Here is a 17,518-nt window from a genome sequence, read left to right on the forward strand (position 1 = left end):
ATGGCAATCACCAAAAGAGCTGTAAACATAGAGAAAACAGCAAGGAAAAACTATGTGTTAAAAGCAAAAAACATTACAAATTTAGCAGAGACTATAAAAATAGAAGCAGGTGATGGCGAGGTAAAATTAAACAGTAAGGCTAAAATAAATATAAAAGGAGATGGGGGGAGTTAATTTTGGAACATATGAGCCTACCAGAGATAAATTACAAAGTGATAAAAGTATTATCGTAAACATTTTTTTTGACGGTACCTTAAATAACCGAAGTAACACACGATCTAGAGTAGCAAATGAGAGGCGATCAAATGGACTTCCTTATAATCAAGCAGATAACCCTGATGGTTTTATTCAAGCTGAAGGAGAAGATACGAGCTATTATAATGACGAATCTAATGTCTCTAGATTAGAAGAATATATAATACAAGACCAACAAGAGGTATTTTCTATTTATACCGAGGGGATAGGAACTCTAGATTATGGAGAAGACCAACAAGATGGTTACGCTTACGGCTCTAGAAATAGAGGAGCTTTTGACAGTAACGACGATACAGGTGTTTTAGGCAAGGTAAAAATTGGTTGTGATAAAATTTTAGAAAAGATTCAAAAATCAATAAAAAAATCTAAAACTGTCGATTTTACTTTTAATGTATTTGGGTTTAGTCGCGGAGCCGCTGCCGCTCGTAATTTTGTACACGAAGTTGGCTTTGTTAATATGCGTGAAGACGATAATGACGAACAACAACCTCATGGGCATTTAGGAGTATCGTTTTCGACTTTACCACAAACTATAGGGAATGTTATTGTAAACTTTGTAGGTTTATATGACACAGTATCCTCTTATCAACCACTAGGTATGGGGCAATGGATTGATGTTTCACCAAATTTTGAAAATGATGTAGGAGAACTCAATTTAAATAGCTTAGGAGCTGCTAACTATACACTTCACTTAACAGCCGAAAATGAATTACGAGAAAACTTCTCACTTACTAATATCAATAGTGCGCGTAAAGGAAAGACTATAGAACTGCCAGGTGTACATTCTGATATTGGTGGTGGCTATATAGACAGCATGGATGAAAATGGGATTTTATTGTATGATATTTACGATTGGTCAAACGACCCTATTATTGCAGAACGTCAGCGCTATATTGATGAAGGTTGGTATCTAGAGGACGAGATTATTATAGATTATAGTGGCCGAAATGAAATATATGGTTATCGCACTAATTTGTCTAACAAATACAGTTTTATTCCACTGCGCTATATGATGCAATTTGCTAAAAGTGAAGGGAAAATAGAATTTAAAGAAGTTAAATTAGAAAGAGATTTTCCTTTAGATACATTTTTAACAAGTGTGAAGACACGTTTAGATAGTTATGTTAAAGGAGGTAATGGTTTGGTATTAACATCAGGAAATACGTTTACGGCAAAACAATTAGCTGATCATGTTATGCTAAAGGAGTTAAGAAACAAATACTTACATATTTCACATCACTACAAAAATACTGCAGGAGTGGCGGAACCTATGGCACCTAGAGAAGGAGGACGATTAATTATACCAGGGTAAGATGATACGTAATAAAATTATACTAATAATAAGTATTATCAGTTTAATCTTAGGCTGTAAAAATAATAATATGGATAAACCGAAATCATATAAATGGGATGTAGAAGGTGGTGCCCCAAAAAATTATCCTGGGGTATTTTATTATGCCGATTTTATTTATGAAGGTGGCAGTAAGTCAGTGCCTGCAGGTGCTGCAGGTTATCAAAATGGTTGGGGTTGGGGTGGTAGGTCTAGGACTGAGCGTCCTTCACCATTACCACATCGTCTTATTGCGGTTTGGGTATCTACAACAGAAAAACAGGCCTATTTGGGGGATTTTGAATTGGACACTGTAAAGATTAAAGAGATTTTTGAAAAAGGAGAAATAAATATCAATAGGGATGATAGGGCAACTAATCATAATTTTACTTTTAAAGTAAGTACTGCCCCTGGTGGTGTATTAGCTGTATGGCTAGAAGGTATACTATCTCAAGTAGAAGTCGGCTATTATAAGGGTACAAAGACTAATAAGATTACTTATAAAGATTTAGCTCCACAAGGAATAGATCAAACCTTAGAAGAATATTGTCAGAGTTTTATTGATGAAGATTTGAGTCCTGAAATCCAGCAACAATTAGCCACCACAGGACCACCATTTGGCTTATGGGATAGTTATCGAAAAAAATATACTTGGCATACGACAGGTTTAAAAGACAAAAAACTAATAGGAATAGAATATTACTATTACAATGGGGAAAAAGAAACTATACAACTTAAGGAATATAATGTAAATCAGCCTCTACAAAGAGCATTACCTTATCAAGGATGGTTACGTTGGGTTACCCCAGAAGAGAAGACCTATGATGCCGATGTTTTTTTTAATGAAGAAAGCATCTTTGAAGCTTTTAAAAAAACGTACGAAAAAGAAGAAGATTCTGCAAGTATGGTTTATGATGTAAATACAGTAAATAACAAGACAACTATTAAGGTTTATTTACAGAATGAAAACATAAAAACAGAGATAAAAACAGACAGTATAAATGTATATCGTCATCCTGAAAAATAATTTTAAATGACCCAAAAGCGCTCTTCATTATTAATAGACGATGATTCTTTAATCCAGGAGCAATCTACCTTCATATCGAAAAATGATAAGGAGGACAGTTCCAACATAAGTATCACAGATAATGAAAAAGAACAAGAGTCTGAATATATTCCTTTTAAACGGAAATTACATTATTGGTCTATTCTAAATAAGACACGTTTTTTGCATCGTACCTATGGAATAAAGATCAATTATAACAACCAAAAAAGAATCCAGTATTTGTTGGAAGTGAAATGTGAAGGATACAAAAAAGATATTTTTACATATACCCTTGTTCGGAAACGTTTCTTTAAAGATGGAAAAGAGCTAGATAGTACATTAGAACAATTGGCAGAAAAAAGTGCCAATTGCTTATATCCATTACAAGTAAGTGTCAATCAACAAGGGCAAATTATAGCGATTGCTAATCAAAAAGAAATTCAAGAACGTTGGGAAACATTAAAGCTAGAACTTTCAAAGCTTTATACTGGTGAACCTTTTCAAAAATATTGCAGCAGAATGGACAAAGCTGTCAATAACTCAAAGGAGATACTAAGAAGCATGAACAACGATGTACTGTATGATATTTTGTTCAGCAAGCTTTATTTAAATTATAGTAAAACACATACACAGCCTGTAGTAAAAGAATTTAAATGGTTTTCAAGATTTCAAAAAGTACGTTTTATAGGAAATCAAGTTCTCAATCCCGTAATAAAAGAGAATATGCGTGTGTGTATAGATTATAAAGGAACTATGCAAGGTATAGGAAACCTGAGCCAAGGAGAAACCAACATACAATATCAACTAGATAGTAAAGATCATACACTTTTGCGAGTTGATGGCATATTTAATTATACAAAGAATATAACAAACAAGACTATACATTTTAGTGCTATTTGGCAACAGAATATGGATAAGACTCAAGCTAGAAAAATAGAAGATGAAAAAAGAAGAGATGTCTATATACCCGAGGGAGCTAAATGGTGGCAAATATGGAAATAATAAAATATTGGATTATGAGATTATTAGTTTTTGTAATGTTCATTTTTAGCGGAGCGATATATTGTCAAGAATGGGATCCTTTTTATGGTAATGGAGCGTATAAATATGCGATAAAACATCTTGATAATTCAGAAGAGAAAGCATATTTAAAAGAAGCAGTAGAAAATGACCCTTCTGTAGAAGTTTATAAACGACTTTTATTTAAATATAACAAACCAAAAGATGTTACTCAAAAAGAGGTAATTAAGTTTGTGGTATCTGCTCAAAAAAAAGGAAATATTGATTTAGCAAAAGCTTATGAAGATTATGCTTATACAGTATATGATATAAACTATATCTGTAGTACACCTATGTACAAACTTTTGAAGATATACCACTATAATACCAATAATGAGATTATAGATACTCTAAATATTAAGAAAAAGACAATATGGCGAAAGCCTAAGCCAAACAGTCCTTTAGAAATTGTTACTAAATATGGTTGTTTAACAAATTAGAAGAATATGGGAAAAGCAATAGTATGTCAAGAAGCAGAATGCGAATGCCAATTCGGTACTATGCCTGATAAGATCATTTCAGTAAGTCAACATAGACAATTTGTGAATGATCCTGACGGAAGTAAGAAGATGATTGTATCCACAATGGATAAGGGGCAACCATTTGAGAAGAAAACTTTTGGTAATTGTAAACTGCAACCTATTCCAGGAGGATATAAACCTTGTCAATCACAGGTGGTAGAATGGGTTGATTTCTATGATAAAGTAACACTGGATAATGGAGGTAATCCTATTTTGGAGAATAGCAAAGCTATGTGTCCTATTGCAGGAGCTCCTTGTATAAGCATCACTTTCCATGGACAAACAGCAAAAACGACCAAGGAACAAGAAGAAGAGGCTGATGAGGAGGTTATGGATCAAATAAATCCATTAATAGCAGATAATACAGAAGACACTGAAGGTAGTCATAATCTTAAAGCAATTGAATAATGGCTTCAAAAAAAGAGATAATAGTAAAAGATAAAGACCTTAGCAAAGTTGTAGAAAAACAACGAACTGTTTCTGGAAACTCTTATAAAGTATTTGAAATACCCAAAGGGCAAGGTATCGGTTTTAGATTGCTAGCTACCGAAGGAACTATAAACGTTAAAGAAACCCAAGAACGTGTATATTGGGTAGCTCAAGCAGCTATGAAATTTAAACAAGGAGCGGGCGACGAAAAACCATTTTTGCCATGGAAAAGTGGTGCAGCCGATATGCCTTTACATGAGTTTTTAGATTTCTTAGATAGGGAAAAAGGCAAATGGAGAGATAAAGGTGTTGGTGTAAATTATATAAGATCTTTTGACATAAAAAATGGAGAGTTTATTTATAAATCTAAGCAAACTATAAGTTATAATGGAAATGTAGAAGGTAAAGGTATTTGGTTAGAAGCTTGTAATTATTATCCCGAATATAAAAGTCAAGGCGCTTTTTTAATACCCGTAGCACCGCCATACATAAAAGCAGCTGTAGTAAATGAAATGACAGGGCAAGAAATGCTCTGTGCTTATGATGGAAAATTACAAGAACTACAAGGTAAATTACATTATGGAGATTATATGGAGATTATCATACAAACTCATAATATCTTACCTGAAGATTTTACAGGAACAATAACTATCAATTGTGAGGGAACTACACTAGAGGTTTTGACGCTTACAGAAGCAGATGTAATAGCTCAATTTGAAGGTACACCTGCTTACAATGCTACCTATATCAGACAAAAAGTGTATTTAGACTTAAAGTGGATAGAAAAGCTGAATCATAAAGAAGATTCTAGCAAGAACTATAACTTTATAATAGCATTCAAAGCAAAAGACTCTAAAAGTTTTAAATACCCTATAGACTCAAGTAAAGTAAAAATAGAAATACAAAAAGAAGTGTTTTATGAGGATGTATGGAGTTTTAATGAAGAAGAAGCAAAAGCAATACCACAGATAGCACAGATAGACGAATCTCAGGTGGTTACTATGGAGTTTGAAGAATGTAGGTTTACAAAACTTGCAGTGAGTCATGATATTGAAAAAACAGATGATGCAGGTAAAAAAACTACAGAAAAACGAGAGTACACCATTCTTGAAGAAACTGATGGTTGCTTATCTACCAACGAGAATGTTCCGACATTTGCAGTAATAGCAGGAGATAAAAACAACAAACCAAAAATAGAAGTGGCTATAAGTGGTTTGGATAGGGCAAACTGTGAAAGCGGACATAAGAATGCTAAAATTAGCATTATAAATGATGGTGAAGTTACTGAAAAATCACTGTCAGATGGTGATACCAAAGTAAATTTTAAAGCAGATTACGATTACCCAGAAAGAGATTTAGTAAATAAATTAACCCAAGTTGTCTGGGCACCATTTTTAAGCCCCAAAAAGAAGTTAATCCATATAGCTACTTGTAGGTATACAAGACCTTTGTCTGTTAGTATTTATCCAAATGTTGAATGGACTGTCAATATTAAATTCAATACAGAGAATCCTGCTTATGTAAAGCAAAACCCTACATACAAAAAGAGAGAAGTTGAATTAAAAGAATTCTATAATAGGAATAAGAACTTAGCTTATGGGCGAGAACGTAATTTATCAAAAAAAGCTTCTCCATATAATCTTCAAGTTGAAATTAAATGTGTAGTTAATGGTAAAGAGCAAACTATAGAAATATCAGCGGTTAATAGAATTTTTAAATTGATTAACATCTTTTTATGGGCTTATGAAGCGTTTGATCAGATTATATGCGGATCTAAGTCAAAAGAAGTGGAAAAAGATGTTAAAAGTGGTAGACTTAAAGGAAAAACAAATGTTCTTAGCAGAATAGGAAGAGGATTACCTATACGATTTGATATAGCTAGACCTTCGTTTAGTGGTGGATTAAACTGGAAATTAGAATATTCAAATGATATGTCAAACCCTCATTTGGGGATGTTATATACGCTAGTATTTAGGTCTGATCCATTATTATCAGCTACGGGTAGGTTAGATTTAATATTTTTTGCCCAGTTTATTCCAATAGTAGGTCAAGTTATTGCAGGAATAAATAAAGTTATTGATGTAATCAATATTATTTCTTTTGGTGCAGTTGAAATAGATTATTATATAGATTTTGTCGTTTACGGAAAATTAAGTTTTAATATCGCAGAAGTATCCTATCATACACGAGATAAAAAATGGAGTGGAAAAAGCCCAAGTTTTAATTCTGAAGTAGAAATGGGAATTGATGTAGGTGGTAAAGTTGCAGTAGATACGTGGATGATTTCGGGTGAGGCTGTATTATCAGGTAAAGCTAGAGCTAAGTTTGTGTTAAAAGGTAGATATGATTCTCAAAGTGATAAAAAAAATATAGAATTCGTTTTTGATGGTTTCCAAATAAAAGTAGAAGCATATATTAAGAGAAGTAGGAGAAATGGAAGATCTAAAAAACCCAAAAATAATGATCCTATTAAGTTTTTAGAGGGTTTAAAAACAGAATTTGAATTATAAATAATGAAAAGAATACTAATTGTACTTATACTGATAATAAACTCAAATTGTAAGCAAAAAGAAAAACAAATGAGAAGTACTAATACTGTAAAAGAAAAAAAAGAATATATGTACGGCATTGATTTGATGCTAGATTTACCGTTTGAATTATATATGGATGATATATTAGTTCGAGATAGTTTTGATGGAAATAGAACTATTATTGTGGCAGATATTAACGAGTTTTTATTGGAGGAAGGAAAACATCAAATTACCTTAAAGCTTTTTCCAAAATTAGAATCGAAAGAAGATGTATTAAAAGATCTGGTTGATTATAGAGTTAATTTAGTTAGGTGGGAAAGACAAAGAGAATCAGGTTTGGGTAGAGCTAAAAATTTTCAGGTTTTGCAAAAGTTTTCTATAAAAAAAGAGTTACCAATAGAGCTAAAACAAAGTTGGACTTTTCAGATAAATAATCTTCCATATAAGATTGAAGGTTGGAAAAATAGTATAAATCTTGAAAATGAAAATAGAGATAACTTATATAACGAAGTAGTTACTGTTTATAAAAAAATGAGTGATTACTTGGTACAAGGAAAAATTGAAGAATATATAGAGGCTAAGAAAGATTTTTATGATGAAATCAATGCTTCTGAATATTATACGAACCAAGAAATAGAAGAAGATAAATCAGTAATAAAAAGCGATTTAATTTATTGGAAAAATTCAAAACCACTTCCATTTGAGAATTTTGAAATGATTTTTTATGCAAAAGGTAAATTGGTATCATTAAGGAGAATAGATTTGGAATATAAAAACTTCTCTCCTGTGATATTAGAAAAAGAATTAAAAGAGTATGAAGATAATGAGTATCAATCTTTTGAGTTTTTGTTACATAGACCTTCAGAAAACGAAAAGCTACAAATAATAAGGTGAGATTTAATATAGAAATTTCTATACAAAAAGAAGATAAATTCAATTTTTTAAAAAAAGATATCCTGAGCTAATCGATAGGTATTAGCATGAGCTTCAACTATAGTTTTGATTTCGGGAGAATAGCCGCCGCCCATAGCACACATGACAGAGATATCAAGATCTTTACAAGTTTGCAAGACAAAACGATCACGTTCTTTACAAGCCTCTATAGAGCAACCTAATTTACCGAGTTTGTCTGTTGCCAAAATATCAACTCCGCTTAGATAATATATAAAGTCAGGTTGTTCTTGAGAGATAAGTTGCGGTAAGGTTTCTTTTAAAATAGTTAGATATTCGGTATCCGAAGTATCATTAGGTAAGGCAATATCAAGATCTGATTGTTCTTTTTTAAATGGATAATTTTTTTCGCCATGGATAGAGAAGGTAAAAACACGAGGTTCATTTATAAAAATTTCAGCAGTACCATTGCCTTGGTGTACATCTAGATCGACTATCAATATTTTTTGTACAAGCTTTTTGTCCAATAAATATTGCGCTCCAATAGCTTGATCGTTTAATAAACAAAAAGCTTCACCATGATCAGTATATGCGTGATGTGTACCTCCAGCAATATTCATAGCTATACCGTACTCTAGTGCATATAGCGAAGCTTTGATAGTACCATCTGCAATAATAAGTTCTCGATCGACTAATTCTTGACTTAATGGAAAACCTGTTTTTCTAATCTCTTTTGCATCAAGATTCAAGCTAGTTAAACGATTGTAGTAATCTAAAGTATGTACAGCAATGATATGTTGTTTATCAGGAAAATTAGGCTCAAAAAAATTATGCATACCACAAGTACCTTCATGTATAAGTTGTTTAGGTAATAACTCGTACTTAACCATAGGAAAACGATGTTTCTCTGGTAAAGGATGTGTATATATAGGATGATATGCTATTTTGAGCATGCTAAAACTATTTTAAAAGCGAAAAACTATGAATTTTTTTCTATATAAATCATAATAACCAAAATGAAGACTATTATTATGTTCAAAGATAATTTTTGCAGGAAGTTTTTTGACTTCTTTTTTATTATAGACTAAGAGCTTGTCCTGTGAGTTTGGAGGTACAGGGATATCTTCGTGTTCAAATTCAGGTGAAAAAACACTTTTGATATAAACTGTGTTTAGGTAATTAAAAGAAGAAAAATCAGTAAAAGTAAATACCGGAATGCTAATATGAATATTCAAAAAAGGCAATGGTGAAAAACCGAAAGTTATAGCTGCTTCTCGAGTATCCTCTTTAATTTTAACTCCTCCATAAGTTAATACATATTGATCATTTATTTTTTGAGCATAGATACCTAAATCTTTTTGAGACATATACCTAAGAAACCTAGAAGTTTTAGATTCTTTTAATGAGATGTCATTTTTCTCTTCTACAATTATGGCTGAGTTTTTAAAATCAATAGAATCTTTTTTTGATGCTTGATATACTTTAAGTGTTTCATTAGTAGTATAATCTTTAATTAATAATTGCATCTCCTTAGGATGTGTTACAATTTGGAAAAGTTTATTATCAAAGAAGAAAGAATTTGTTCGTTGATAAGGAGATTTATTTTCCATTAATGGTTTAGGAAATATTTTACTTATACCTTCAAAAGTGTCCCAGTCAAATTCAAAGATTTGTGTGACTGTTTTGTCTACATCAAAAACTAGAAATAAATGATCACTGTTAGGATAAAACTTAATGAGTTTAGATGTTTCTTTAAGAGAATGCTGTGAAATTTCATCAATTTTGGTATGAGTAAGAATTTTATGATGATTGACATAATCACCATTAAAAACATCGCTTAAGAAATAATAATCATTAGAAGGGTTTAAAGAGCGATAAATTACATTGTTTAAGGTTACTTCTTTCTTTTTTTGTAATTCAAAAGCATCATTTATATCATAGAAATTTAGGGTGTTAGAATGTTTGGTTATGGTACATAAATAAACTTTGTTATTATGAATAAAACTATCTAAAAAATGTTCACCTTTGATATTGTAAGTAACTTCTTTAATATGGTGAGTTTGCGTGTTAAAATCTAAAGTGAGTACTGCCGACTTTTTAAAACGTGTATTACTATAAAAGAGATGGTATTGCCCATCTGTGATATTGTACCCTAATAAAACATTTAATTTTTTAGGAAACTTAGCGATAGTAATCGTCTTTTTAAGATTGTAATTTTGATCGATTAAAAGCGCTTTTATTTGTTTTTTTTCTTGCAAAAGAAATACAATATCATTTGTTTCTTGATTAGTAAGTTTAATAGTGTTTTTCTCATAGCTTCTTAAATCTAGAAAAGGGGTTTCTATTTCAAAAACTTTTTCTTGAGCAAAGGTGTAACCTGTGACTACACAAAATAAAAAGATTAAAAACTGTTTCATAAAACTGAGGTGTTATTTCTTGAATTGATAAATTTTATAAAGAAATGATTTTGTGTGAAATAATCCATAATGTAGAATTCCATCATGAGAGAAAATATTTTTAGCAGTAAAAGTACTTATACGTCTTTCAAATTTTTTAATGTGCTCAAAATCAGTATTGAATATTTTGCCTTCCTTGTGCTGAAAATTTATATCAAATAAACCTGTTATGTAAGTCGATTTTGTATTTTTATAATTAGTATATGCAAAAAATATAGGGTTAAATGAAGCGAACCCAGGTGCGGCACCTGAAGGAAACGTAGCAAACGCATTGTTATTAGGCATTTCTTTGTAACCACCTAGAGTGATTTTATAAAGATCATTGGATTTAAAAATAGAAATTCCAAGATTAGCATGAGATATCTTCCGTAAATATTTAGCTGTTTTTTCTAGTTCTCTTGAATCTGTTAGTTCTGGAATAAATCCTCCTCCATCTTGAATTATAGGTGTGTTTTTAAAAGATATTGGACTACCTTTATGAGCAATAAATTCTTTAATAAGCTTTTGTGTCTTATAATCAGTAATAGCAAATTTCATGATTTTATTAGAACTTGAAATTTGAAATAATTTTTGGTGAAATAGATATGAATTACTTTTTGTGTAGAGCGATTTATCTTTTATAAAAGAGTTGAATATAGTAGGAGAAAGTTTAAGTGTTTTTAAATCAATAGAACATATGTTTGTTTGCCCTAAAATAATATCAAAAGAGATAATGATTTTGTTAGGAAACACGTAGAGTTTTGTTTTCTTTGAAGTAACTTCTAGCGCATTAGGAATAGAGGGATCAACTTTAATATATTGTTTACCGGTTAAGAGTAAACTAGCATTAAAATTAGGAATAGAGTTTTTAAGTGTATTCAAAGAAACTGTAACTTTTTTTGGTATTGAAGATTTATTAAACAGATAAAAATTTAGTCTTTCATTATTTTTTGAGACAGTCAGTAAATATAATTGGTTATTGTATTGTATGTTGTCGACAAATTTCTCACCAGAAATCTTAAAATCAGAAATTTTTGATGAGAGGCTTTGATCATCAAAATCAGCAATAATAGTTCTAATCTTATTTTTTTTTGTATTAGAGAAATAAAGTCTATAGGTTTTTTGATTAATGCTATATCCCAATAATATGGGGAACTTTTTTGTAGGAGTAAAAAATAATTCTCCCATTTTTTTATATGTGGAATCTAATAATAAAAGTTGTGTTTTTCTTTTTTTTTGATTCTCTAAAGCAATAACTAATTCACTATTAAGTGTATTGGATAGCGTGTAGGATTTTTTATCGGTACTTTTTGTTGTAAAAATGGTATTGTCTATTTCTGATATTAAATTTTGAGAAAATAATGAAAGAGAAGTTAAACAAATAAAGATGATGAATAAAATATTCTTTAGCATGGTATTGATTATTTCTTGAATTGATAAATTTTATAGGAGTTGGTATTCGAATCGAAGAAAGAAAAATGAATAACATCATTATGTGTATATAAAGATTGATATACTGCATTATAGTAAGAAACATCCAAGTTTTTAATGGTTTCTATCGTAGTTATAGGAGCATTTCCTTCTATGGAATTAAAATTAGAGTCAAAAAGACATTTTGTATAAATTGTCTCGGTATAGGCATAAGAATTATAATGATGTATAGAAGGGGTTGAAGTGTAAGAATATGTTGGGGTAATATTAAATGTTCCACTTCGATTGTTTGAGATCGAATAACCTACTGTTGGGACTGAATAAAAATGGGTACTACCATGTAACACATTTTTGGTGGTTCCGAATACTATTTGATAAGAATTATTGATTTTTTGTGCTGTTATCCCTAGAAAAGGATTGTTAATTGCTTTTAAGAATCTAGAGGTTTCTTTGAACCTAGTGATAGAAGAGTCTCTTTTTTTATAACCAATAAATCGATCTACATAAATAGGTGCGTTTTTAAATGTAATGCTATCATTTTTTGTAAAAGAATAAGTTTTGATTACTTCTTTGGTCGTTAAATCTGTTATAGTAAAAAGAAACTTCTTTCTAGAAGCTGCAACTTGAAAAAGATGATTATCTAATAAGAAAGAATTGTCACTTTTAAATCCTTTTTGTTGATGACTTAATTTTTCAAAGCTTTGAAAATCATAAGACAAATCATTTAAATGAATAGTACAAACTTTTGTGGCGCTTGGATCTTCGTCAAATGTAAAAACCAATGTGTCATCACGATGATATAATTTGGAAGATTTTGCACTTTGTTTGATGCTACTGATTTCTTGATTTCTAATTAACTGAAACTTTTCTTTTATAGGATCAATTTGCTTGGATAATTTCATAGTTGCAAATTTTTCTCCTATATATTCGATATCTTTAAAAGAATAAACTTTACTCTTTAATTGTAATGATTCGTCAATGATATATAGTTTTATATAAGATGAAGGCACTACATTAGTAATAATATATAGTTTGTGATTGTGAGAAACACTACTTATAAATTTCTCATTCTTAAATTCCAACTTAAGAAAATTATGAGAGACAGAGTTTGTTTCAAAATTATAGGTCAAAGCACCTATTTTGTTATGTTTATTGTTAGAAAATAAGACGTTATAAGTTTGATCTTTTCCAGTATATCCTAATAAGTTTTTATAAGAAGAAGGTAGTCCTTCTTGTTTATTACTAAATGTAATTTGATAGTCAGAACTGAGTAATTGAGTCGTAATAGAATCTTTTTCTTTAAAAAGTAGCAATAAGGATTCTTTAGAATCGATAGGAACTGTAAAGGCGTTTTTATGAGCTTTGGAAAAAGTTTCAGATAGAGAGATTTCTTTAACCAGTTGTTGTCCATTACAAATATGAACACTCAAAAACAATAGAAGGATAAATGATAAGTTTTTCATATGATTGATGTAAAAAATAAGAGCGAATGTACAAAAATGTATCAAACGCTCTTTAATATGTTTTAATAGGATAATTGATTAGCTAATTACAGCACCAGGAGTAACAGCGTCTTGGTCAGGATTAATAAAGACTAAACTACCTTCAGGAGTTTCAGTCATTAAAATCATACCTTCACTTTCTACACCTCTTAGTTTTCTAGGAGCAAGATTGACTAATACAGTTACTTTTTTACCAATAACTTCTTCAGGTTTAAAATGCTCTGCAATTCCAGAAACGATAGTGCGAACATTAATTCCAGTATCAACTTTTAATACTAGAAGTTTTTTTGCTTTAGGCATTTTTTCTGCTTCAACAATAGTTCCTACTCTAAGATCTAATTTTGTGAAATCATCAAAAGTAGCAGTCTCTTTTTGAGGTTCAACTTGTTTGTTGGCAATCTCATTAGCTTTTTTGGTAGCTTCTAGTTTATCTAATTGTTGTTGGATTTCTTTATCATCAATTTTAGCAAACAATAGTTCACCTTTTTCGATTTTATGCCCAGCAGGAATCAATACATCTTCTGTAGCAATAGCATTCCATGCTACAGGAACATGATTAAGCATTCCTTTAAGTTTTGTTGCACTAAACGGTAAGAAAGGTTCTGCAAGAGTAGCTAGAGCTGAAGCAATTTGCAAAGCAACATACATTATTGTTTTTGTACGCTCTTCGTCCGTTTTAACAAGTTTCCATGGCTCTTCGTCTGCTAGGTATTTATTACCAAGACGAGCCACATTCATTAGTTCTTGACTCGCTTCTCTAAAACGATAACGTTCAATAGAACTAGCAATTACTGCTGGATATGCTTTTAACTCGGTTAATGTTTGTTGATCTACTTCAGAAAAATCGTTAGGCGTAGGAACAACACCATTATAGTATTTATTAGTAAGTACAATCACACGATTGATAAAATTACCAAGGATGGCCACTAATTCGTTATTATTTCGAGCTTGAAAATCTTTCCAAGTAAAATCATTATCCTTTGTTTCTGGAGCATTAGCAGTTAAAGCATAACGTAGAACATCTTGTTTTTCTGGGAAATCTTCCAGGTATTCATGTAACCATACTGCCCAGTTTTTTGAGGTAGATAATTTATTACCTTCTAAGTTTAAAAACTCATTTGCAGGAACATTTTCAGGAAGTATATAACTACCTTCTGCTTTTAGCATACTTGGGAAAATAATACAGTGGAATACAATATTATCCTTACCAATAAAGTGAACTAATTTTGTATCCTTATCTTTCCAGTAAGGTTCCCAATCTTTTCCTTCACGTGCAGCCCATTCTTTGGTAGAAGAAATATAACCTATAGGTGCGTCAAACCATACATAGAGTACTTTACCATCTGCACCTTCAACTGGAACTGGAATTCCCCAGTCTAAATCACGAGTTACGGCACGAGGACGTAAACCATCATCGATCCATGATTTTACTTGTCCGTATACATTAGGTTTCCAATCTTTTTTATGACCTTCAAGTATCCATTCTTTTAAGAAATCTTCATATTGATCTAGTGGCAAAAACCAGTGTTTTGTTTGTTTTAAAACGGGTACAGCACCAGAAATTGTCGATTTAGGATTGATTAAATCGGTGGCGTTAAGAGAACTACCACATTTTTCACATTGATCTCCATAAGCCTCTTCATGAGCACATTTAGGACAAGTACCGATTACAAAACGATCGGCAAGAAATTGTTTAGCCTCTTCGTCATACAATTGTTCTGTCACCTCTTCTACAAACTGGTTATTCTCATACATTTTCTTAAAAAACTCAGATGCCGTTTCATGATGAACTTTTGCAGAAGTACGAGAATAATTATCAAATGAAATTCCAAAGTCTTCAAAAGACTTTTTTATGATAGCATGATATTTATCAATGATAACTTGAGGAGAAACACCTTCTTTTTTGGCACGCATAGGTATAGCTGCACCGTGTTCGTCACTACCGCAGATGTAAGCAACATCATTTCCGGTAAGTCTCAAGAAACGAGAATAAATATCGGCAGGAACATAAACTCCTGCTAAATGTCCAATATGTATAGGGCCGTTTGTATATGGTAAAGCGGCTGTAATAGTATATCTTTTTGGTGTGCTCATAATGATCTAAAAAATAGAGCAACAAAGGTAACAAATGAGAGGCAATAAAAAGAAACTTTTATAGTAGAGGATTATTTTGTTTGTATACTAAAAAAAGAAGCTCGTATTTTGATATAAATAACGAAGTTTATAAACGATGATCATTACACCAGCAACACTAGTTAAAGGGGCGAAAATAGGAATAGTAGCGACTGCACGAAAAATAAATATGCAAGAGATTGAAGGTGCTATAGCGATGATTAAAGACTGGGGTTTTATTCCAGTTGTAGGAGCAACAATAGGGCAAAGTGAACATCAGTATGGAGGAGATGATGAATTAAGAGCAACGGATATACAACAAATGCTTGATGATCCAGAGATAAAAGCGGTATGGTGTGCTCGTGGTGGATATGGTACAGTGCGTATTATCGATAACATAAACTTTACAAAATTTATACAACAGCCTAAATGGATTATAGGATATTCTGATGTTACAGTATTACATTCTCATATTCATAAACTAAATATAGTAACGTTACATGCTCCTCTAGTTATGGATGTATTGAATAGCGGAAAGAAAGCACAAGAATATATCTATAGTGTATTAGTAGGTAATGAGATTACTTATGATTTAAATTTAAGTACTCATAATAAAATGGGAAAAGGAAAAGGAATGTTGGTAGGAGGAAATCTTTCAATTTTATATTCTTTATGTGGTTCAAATTCGCATATTGACACACAAAATAAAATCTTGTTTATAGAAGATCTAGATGAATACTTATATCATGTAGATCGAATGATGCAAAACTTGAAGCGTACAGGAATGTTAGCAAACTTACAAGGATTAATTGTAGGTGGAATGACCAAAATGCATGATAATACTATTCCTTTTGGTAAGACTGTAGAAGAGATTATACTAGATACAGTTAAAGATTATAATTATCCAGTACTATTTGATTTTCCAGCTGGACATATCGAGCATAATTATGCCTTGATTCTAGGGAAAACAGTAACCTTAGAAGCTTCAAATGAAGGTGCGAGAGTTGTTTATCAATAAGATTTTTAGAAGATAACTTAAGGTTTTGATAGCTATGAAGTTATGTTTTTGTCTTTTTTACTACTTAATATACAGTTAAGTAGATAATGATATGGCATTACATAATGATTTAGGAAAAGAAGGAGAAAAATTAGCAAAGGATTTTTTGATAAAGAAAGGGTATGAAATTTTGGAACAAAATTATCGATATCAAAAAGCAGAAGTTGATATCATTGCTAAATATAGAGAGACGCTAATTGTAATCGAAGTAAAGACAAGAAGTACCATAGATTATGGTGATCCACAAGATTTTGTAAAGCCTAAACAGATACAACAATTGGTCAAAGCTATAGATTACTATATAGAAGAACGTGATCTTGATATCGAAGTAAGATTTGATATTATCGCAATTATCAAAAATAAAAAGGGAATACAAATTGAGCATTTAGAAGATGCGTTTTACCATTTTTAACTACATAAAAAGTAGTTTATACAAGAACAAAGTATTTGATACAATCAAGAATGATGTTGTTACAATAAGAGCATTAAGAAGAAGTGATTGCTATTACATTTGAGAATGTAACAAAAATCAAATACTATGAAAATTAAAATTTTAACAGCTATTATAGCTTTAGCATTTACTGGAGTAGCAAGTGCTCAATGTACAGTAACTACAGGATGTGGTCAAACAGCAACATATCCAGAAGGAACGAGTATAAGAACACAATATAGCGCAAGTACTCAAGAAGTGATTATATCTAACCTTGACACAGGAGAAGAGCTTAATAGATTTTCATGTAATCGTGCTGGTGGTGTAAGTATACAGAATTGTGGTAGTATAGCTACTGGAAGCGGAGGGGATAATAACAATACAGGAGGAAGCTCTGATATTTGTGATTATCTTGTAGCAGCTCCACAAGCTGTTAAATTGCTTTTTGGGTGTAATTAATAGACCAAATTAAAGCATTATTAACGTCTTT

The 17,518-nt window shown here is 31.2% G+C and carries 16 protein-coding genes; 11 read left to right on the forward strand and 5 right to left on the reverse strand.

The annotated features are described in order from the left end of the window. The 8 genes from ACYEKI_RS07180 to ACYEKI_RS07215 all read left to right on the forward strand — a co-directional run bounded on the left by ACYEKI_RS07180 (window position 1) and on the right by ACYEKI_RS07215 (window position 8,064). Window positions 1–174, forward strand: a complete 174-nt coding sequence (locus tag ACYEKI_RS07180) for a hypothetical protein (RefSeq protein ID WP_459210491.1) — start codon at window positions 1–3, stop codon at window positions 172–174. Beyond that, window positions 161–1,567: a phospholipase effector Tle1 domain-containing protein gene (locus ACYEKI_RS07185; protein ID WP_459210492.1), complete on the forward strand. Its 1,407-nt coding sequence runs from the start codon at window positions 161–163 to the stop codon at window positions 1,565–1,567. Before ACYEKI_RS07180 ends, ACYEKI_RS07185 begins: the two co-directional genes overlap by 14 nt. 70 nt (window positions 1,568–1,637) lie before the next feature. Next, a complete protein-coding gene (locus tag ACYEKI_RS07190; protein WP_459210493.1) occupies window positions 1,638–2,612 on the forward strand; it encodes a DUF2931 family protein in 975 nt (324 codons plus the stop codon). Window positions 2,613–2,618: 6 nt separating this feature from the next. Further along, complete coding sequence (locus ACYEKI_RS07195) at window positions 2,619–3,632, forward strand: hypothetical protein (protein ID WP_459210494.1); 1,014 nt, start codon at window positions 2,619–2,621, stop codon at window positions 3,630–3,632. A gap of 14 nt (window positions 3,633–3,646) precedes the next feature. Continuing rightward, window positions 3,647–4,129 (forward strand): hypothetical protein, encoded by a 483-nt coding sequence (locus tag ACYEKI_RS07200; protein ID WP_459210495.1) that lies wholly within the window; start codon window positions 3,647–3,649, stop codon window positions 4,127–4,129. A gap of 6 nt (window positions 4,130–4,135) precedes the next feature. Beyond that, complete coding sequence (locus ACYEKI_RS07205) at window positions 4,136–4,618, forward strand: DUF4280 domain-containing protein (protein ID WP_459210496.1); 483 nt, start codon at window positions 4,136–4,138, stop codon at window positions 4,616–4,618. Beyond that, window positions 4,618–7,149 (forward strand): hypothetical protein, encoded by a 2,532-nt coding sequence (locus tag ACYEKI_RS07210; protein ID WP_459210497.1) that lies wholly within the window; start codon window positions 4,618–4,620, stop codon window positions 7,147–7,149. The genes ACYEKI_RS07205 and ACYEKI_RS07210 overlap by 1 nt, the downstream gene beginning before the upstream one ends. 69 nt (window positions 7,150–7,218) lie before the next feature. Next, window positions 7,219–8,064 carry a hypothetical protein gene (locus tag ACYEKI_RS07215; protein WP_459210498.1) on the forward strand — a complete coding sequence of 282 codons (846 nt, stop codon included), beginning with the start codon at window positions 7,219–7,221 and terminating at the stop codon, window positions 8,062–8,064. A gap of 47 nt (window positions 8,065–8,111) precedes the next feature. On the opposite strand, the gene ACYEKI_RS07220 is transcribed toward ACYEKI_RS07215, so the two are convergent. From ACYEKI_RS07220 to metG, 5 genes are all read right to left on the reverse strand, one after another. Next, entirely contained in the window at window positions 8,112–9,014 is a 903-nt protein-coding gene (locus ACYEKI_RS07220) for a histone deacetylase family protein (RefSeq protein WP_459210499.1), read from the reverse strand. Between the two features lie 12 nt (window positions 9,015–9,026). Continuing rightward, window positions 9,027–10,478 carry a hypothetical protein gene (locus ACYEKI_RS07225; protein ID WP_459210500.1) on the reverse strand — a complete coding sequence of 484 codons (1,452 nt, stop codon included), beginning with the start codon at window positions 10,476–10,478 and terminating at the stop codon, window positions 9,027–9,029. 12 nt (window positions 10,479–10,490) lie between these two features. Beyond that, window positions 10,491–11,909, reverse strand: a complete 1,419-nt coding sequence (locus tag ACYEKI_RS07230; protein ID WP_459210501.1) for a hypothetical protein — start codon at window positions 11,907–11,909, stop codon at window positions 10,491–10,493. Between the two features lie 8 nt (window positions 11,910–11,917). Then, on the reverse strand, window positions 11,918–13,390 hold the full coding sequence (locus ACYEKI_RS07235; RefSeq protein WP_459210502.1) for a hypothetical protein: 1,473 nt from the start codon (window positions 13,388–13,390) through the stop codon (window positions 11,918–11,920). A gap of 78 nt (window positions 13,391–13,468) precedes the next feature. After that, the gene (gene metG, locus ACYEKI_RS07240) at window positions 13,469–15,523 is read right to left on the reverse strand and encodes a methionine--tRNA ligase (RefSeq protein ID WP_459210503.1); all 2,055 of its coding nucleotides are present in this window, start codon (window positions 15,521–15,523) and stop codon (window positions 13,469–13,471) included. 139 nt (window positions 15,524–15,662) lie between these two features. On the opposite strand from metG, the gene ACYEKI_RS07245 reads away from it, so the two are divergent. From ACYEKI_RS07245 to ACYEKI_RS07255, 3 genes are all read left to right on the forward strand, one after another. Next, window positions 15,663–16,559: a S66 peptidase family protein gene (locus ACYEKI_RS07245; RefSeq protein WP_459210558.1), complete on the forward strand. Its 897-nt coding sequence runs from the start codon at window positions 15,663–15,665 to the stop codon at window positions 16,557–16,559. Between the two features lie 91 nt (window positions 16,560–16,650). Then, window positions 16,651–17,010 (forward strand): YraN family protein, encoded by a 360-nt coding sequence (locus ACYEKI_RS07250; protein ID WP_459210504.1) that lies wholly within the window; start codon window positions 16,651–16,653, stop codon window positions 17,008–17,010. A gap of 126 nt (window positions 17,011–17,136) precedes the next feature. Then, a complete protein-coding gene (locus ACYEKI_RS07255) occupies window positions 17,137–17,487 on the forward strand; it encodes a hypothetical protein (protein WP_459210505.1) in 351 nt (116 codons plus the stop codon). The last annotated feature ends 31 nt before the right edge of the window (window positions 17,488–17,518 follow it).

Source organism: Aquimarina rhabdastrellae (assembly GCA_947387485.1).
Lineage (GTDB): Bacteria > Bacteroidota > Bacteroidia > Flavobacteriales > Flavobacteriaceae > Aquimarina.

Coding starts and splice junctions, on each gene's coding strand:
- ACYEKI_RS07180 (WP_459210491.1), top strand. CDS start 1: ATGGCAATCACCAAAAGAGCTGTAAACATAGAGAAAACAGCAAGGAAA.
- ACYEKI_RS07185 (WP_459210492.1), top strand. CDS start 161: ATGGGGGGAGTTAATTTTGGAACATATGAGCCTACCAGAGATAAATTA.
- ACYEKI_RS07190 (WP_459210493.1), top strand. CDS start 1,638: ATGGATAAACCGAAATCATATAAATGGGATGTAGAAGGTGGTGCCCCA.
- ACYEKI_RS07195 (WP_459210494.1), top strand. CDS start 2,619: ATGACCCAAAAGCGCTCTTCATTATTAATAGACGATGATTCTTTAATC.
- ACYEKI_RS07200 (WP_459210495.1), top strand. CDS start 3,647: ATGAGATTATTAGTTTTTGTAATGTTCATTTTTAGCGGAGCGATATAT.
- ACYEKI_RS07205 (WP_459210496.1), top strand. CDS start 4,136: ATGGGAAAAGCAATAGTATGTCAAGAAGCAGAATGCGAATGCCAATTC.
- ACYEKI_RS07210 (WP_459210497.1), top strand. CDS start 4,618: ATGGCTTCAAAAAAAGAGATAATAGTAAAAGATAAAGACCTTAGCAAA.
- ACYEKI_RS07215 (WP_459210498.1), top strand. CDS start 7,219: ATGAGAAGTACTAATACTGTAAAAGAAAAAAAAGAATATATGTACGGC.
- ACYEKI_RS07220 (WP_459210499.1), bottom strand. CDS start 9,014: ATGCTCAAAATAGCATATCATCCTATATATACACATCCTTTACCAGAG.
- ACYEKI_RS07225 (WP_459210500.1), bottom strand. CDS start 10,478: ATGAAACAGTTTTTAATCTTTTTATTTTGTGTAGTCACAGGTTACACC.
- ACYEKI_RS07230 (WP_459210501.1), bottom strand. CDS start 11,909: ATGCTAAAGAATATTTTATTCATCATCTTTATTTGTTTAACTTCTCTT.
- ACYEKI_RS07235 (WP_459210502.1), bottom strand. CDS start 13,390: ATGAAAAACTTATCATTTATCCTTCTATTGTTTTTGAGTGTTCATATT.
- metG (WP_459210503.1), bottom strand. CDS start 15,523: ATGAGCACACCAAAAAGATATACTATTACAGCCGCTTTACCATATACA.
- ACYEKI_RS07250 (WP_459210504.1), top strand. CDS start 16,651: ATGGCATTACATAATGATTTAGGAAAAGAAGGAGAAAAATTAGCAAAG.
- ACYEKI_RS07255 (WP_459210505.1), top strand. CDS start 17,137: ATGAAAATTAAAATTTTAACAGCTATTATAGCTTTAGCATTTACTGGA.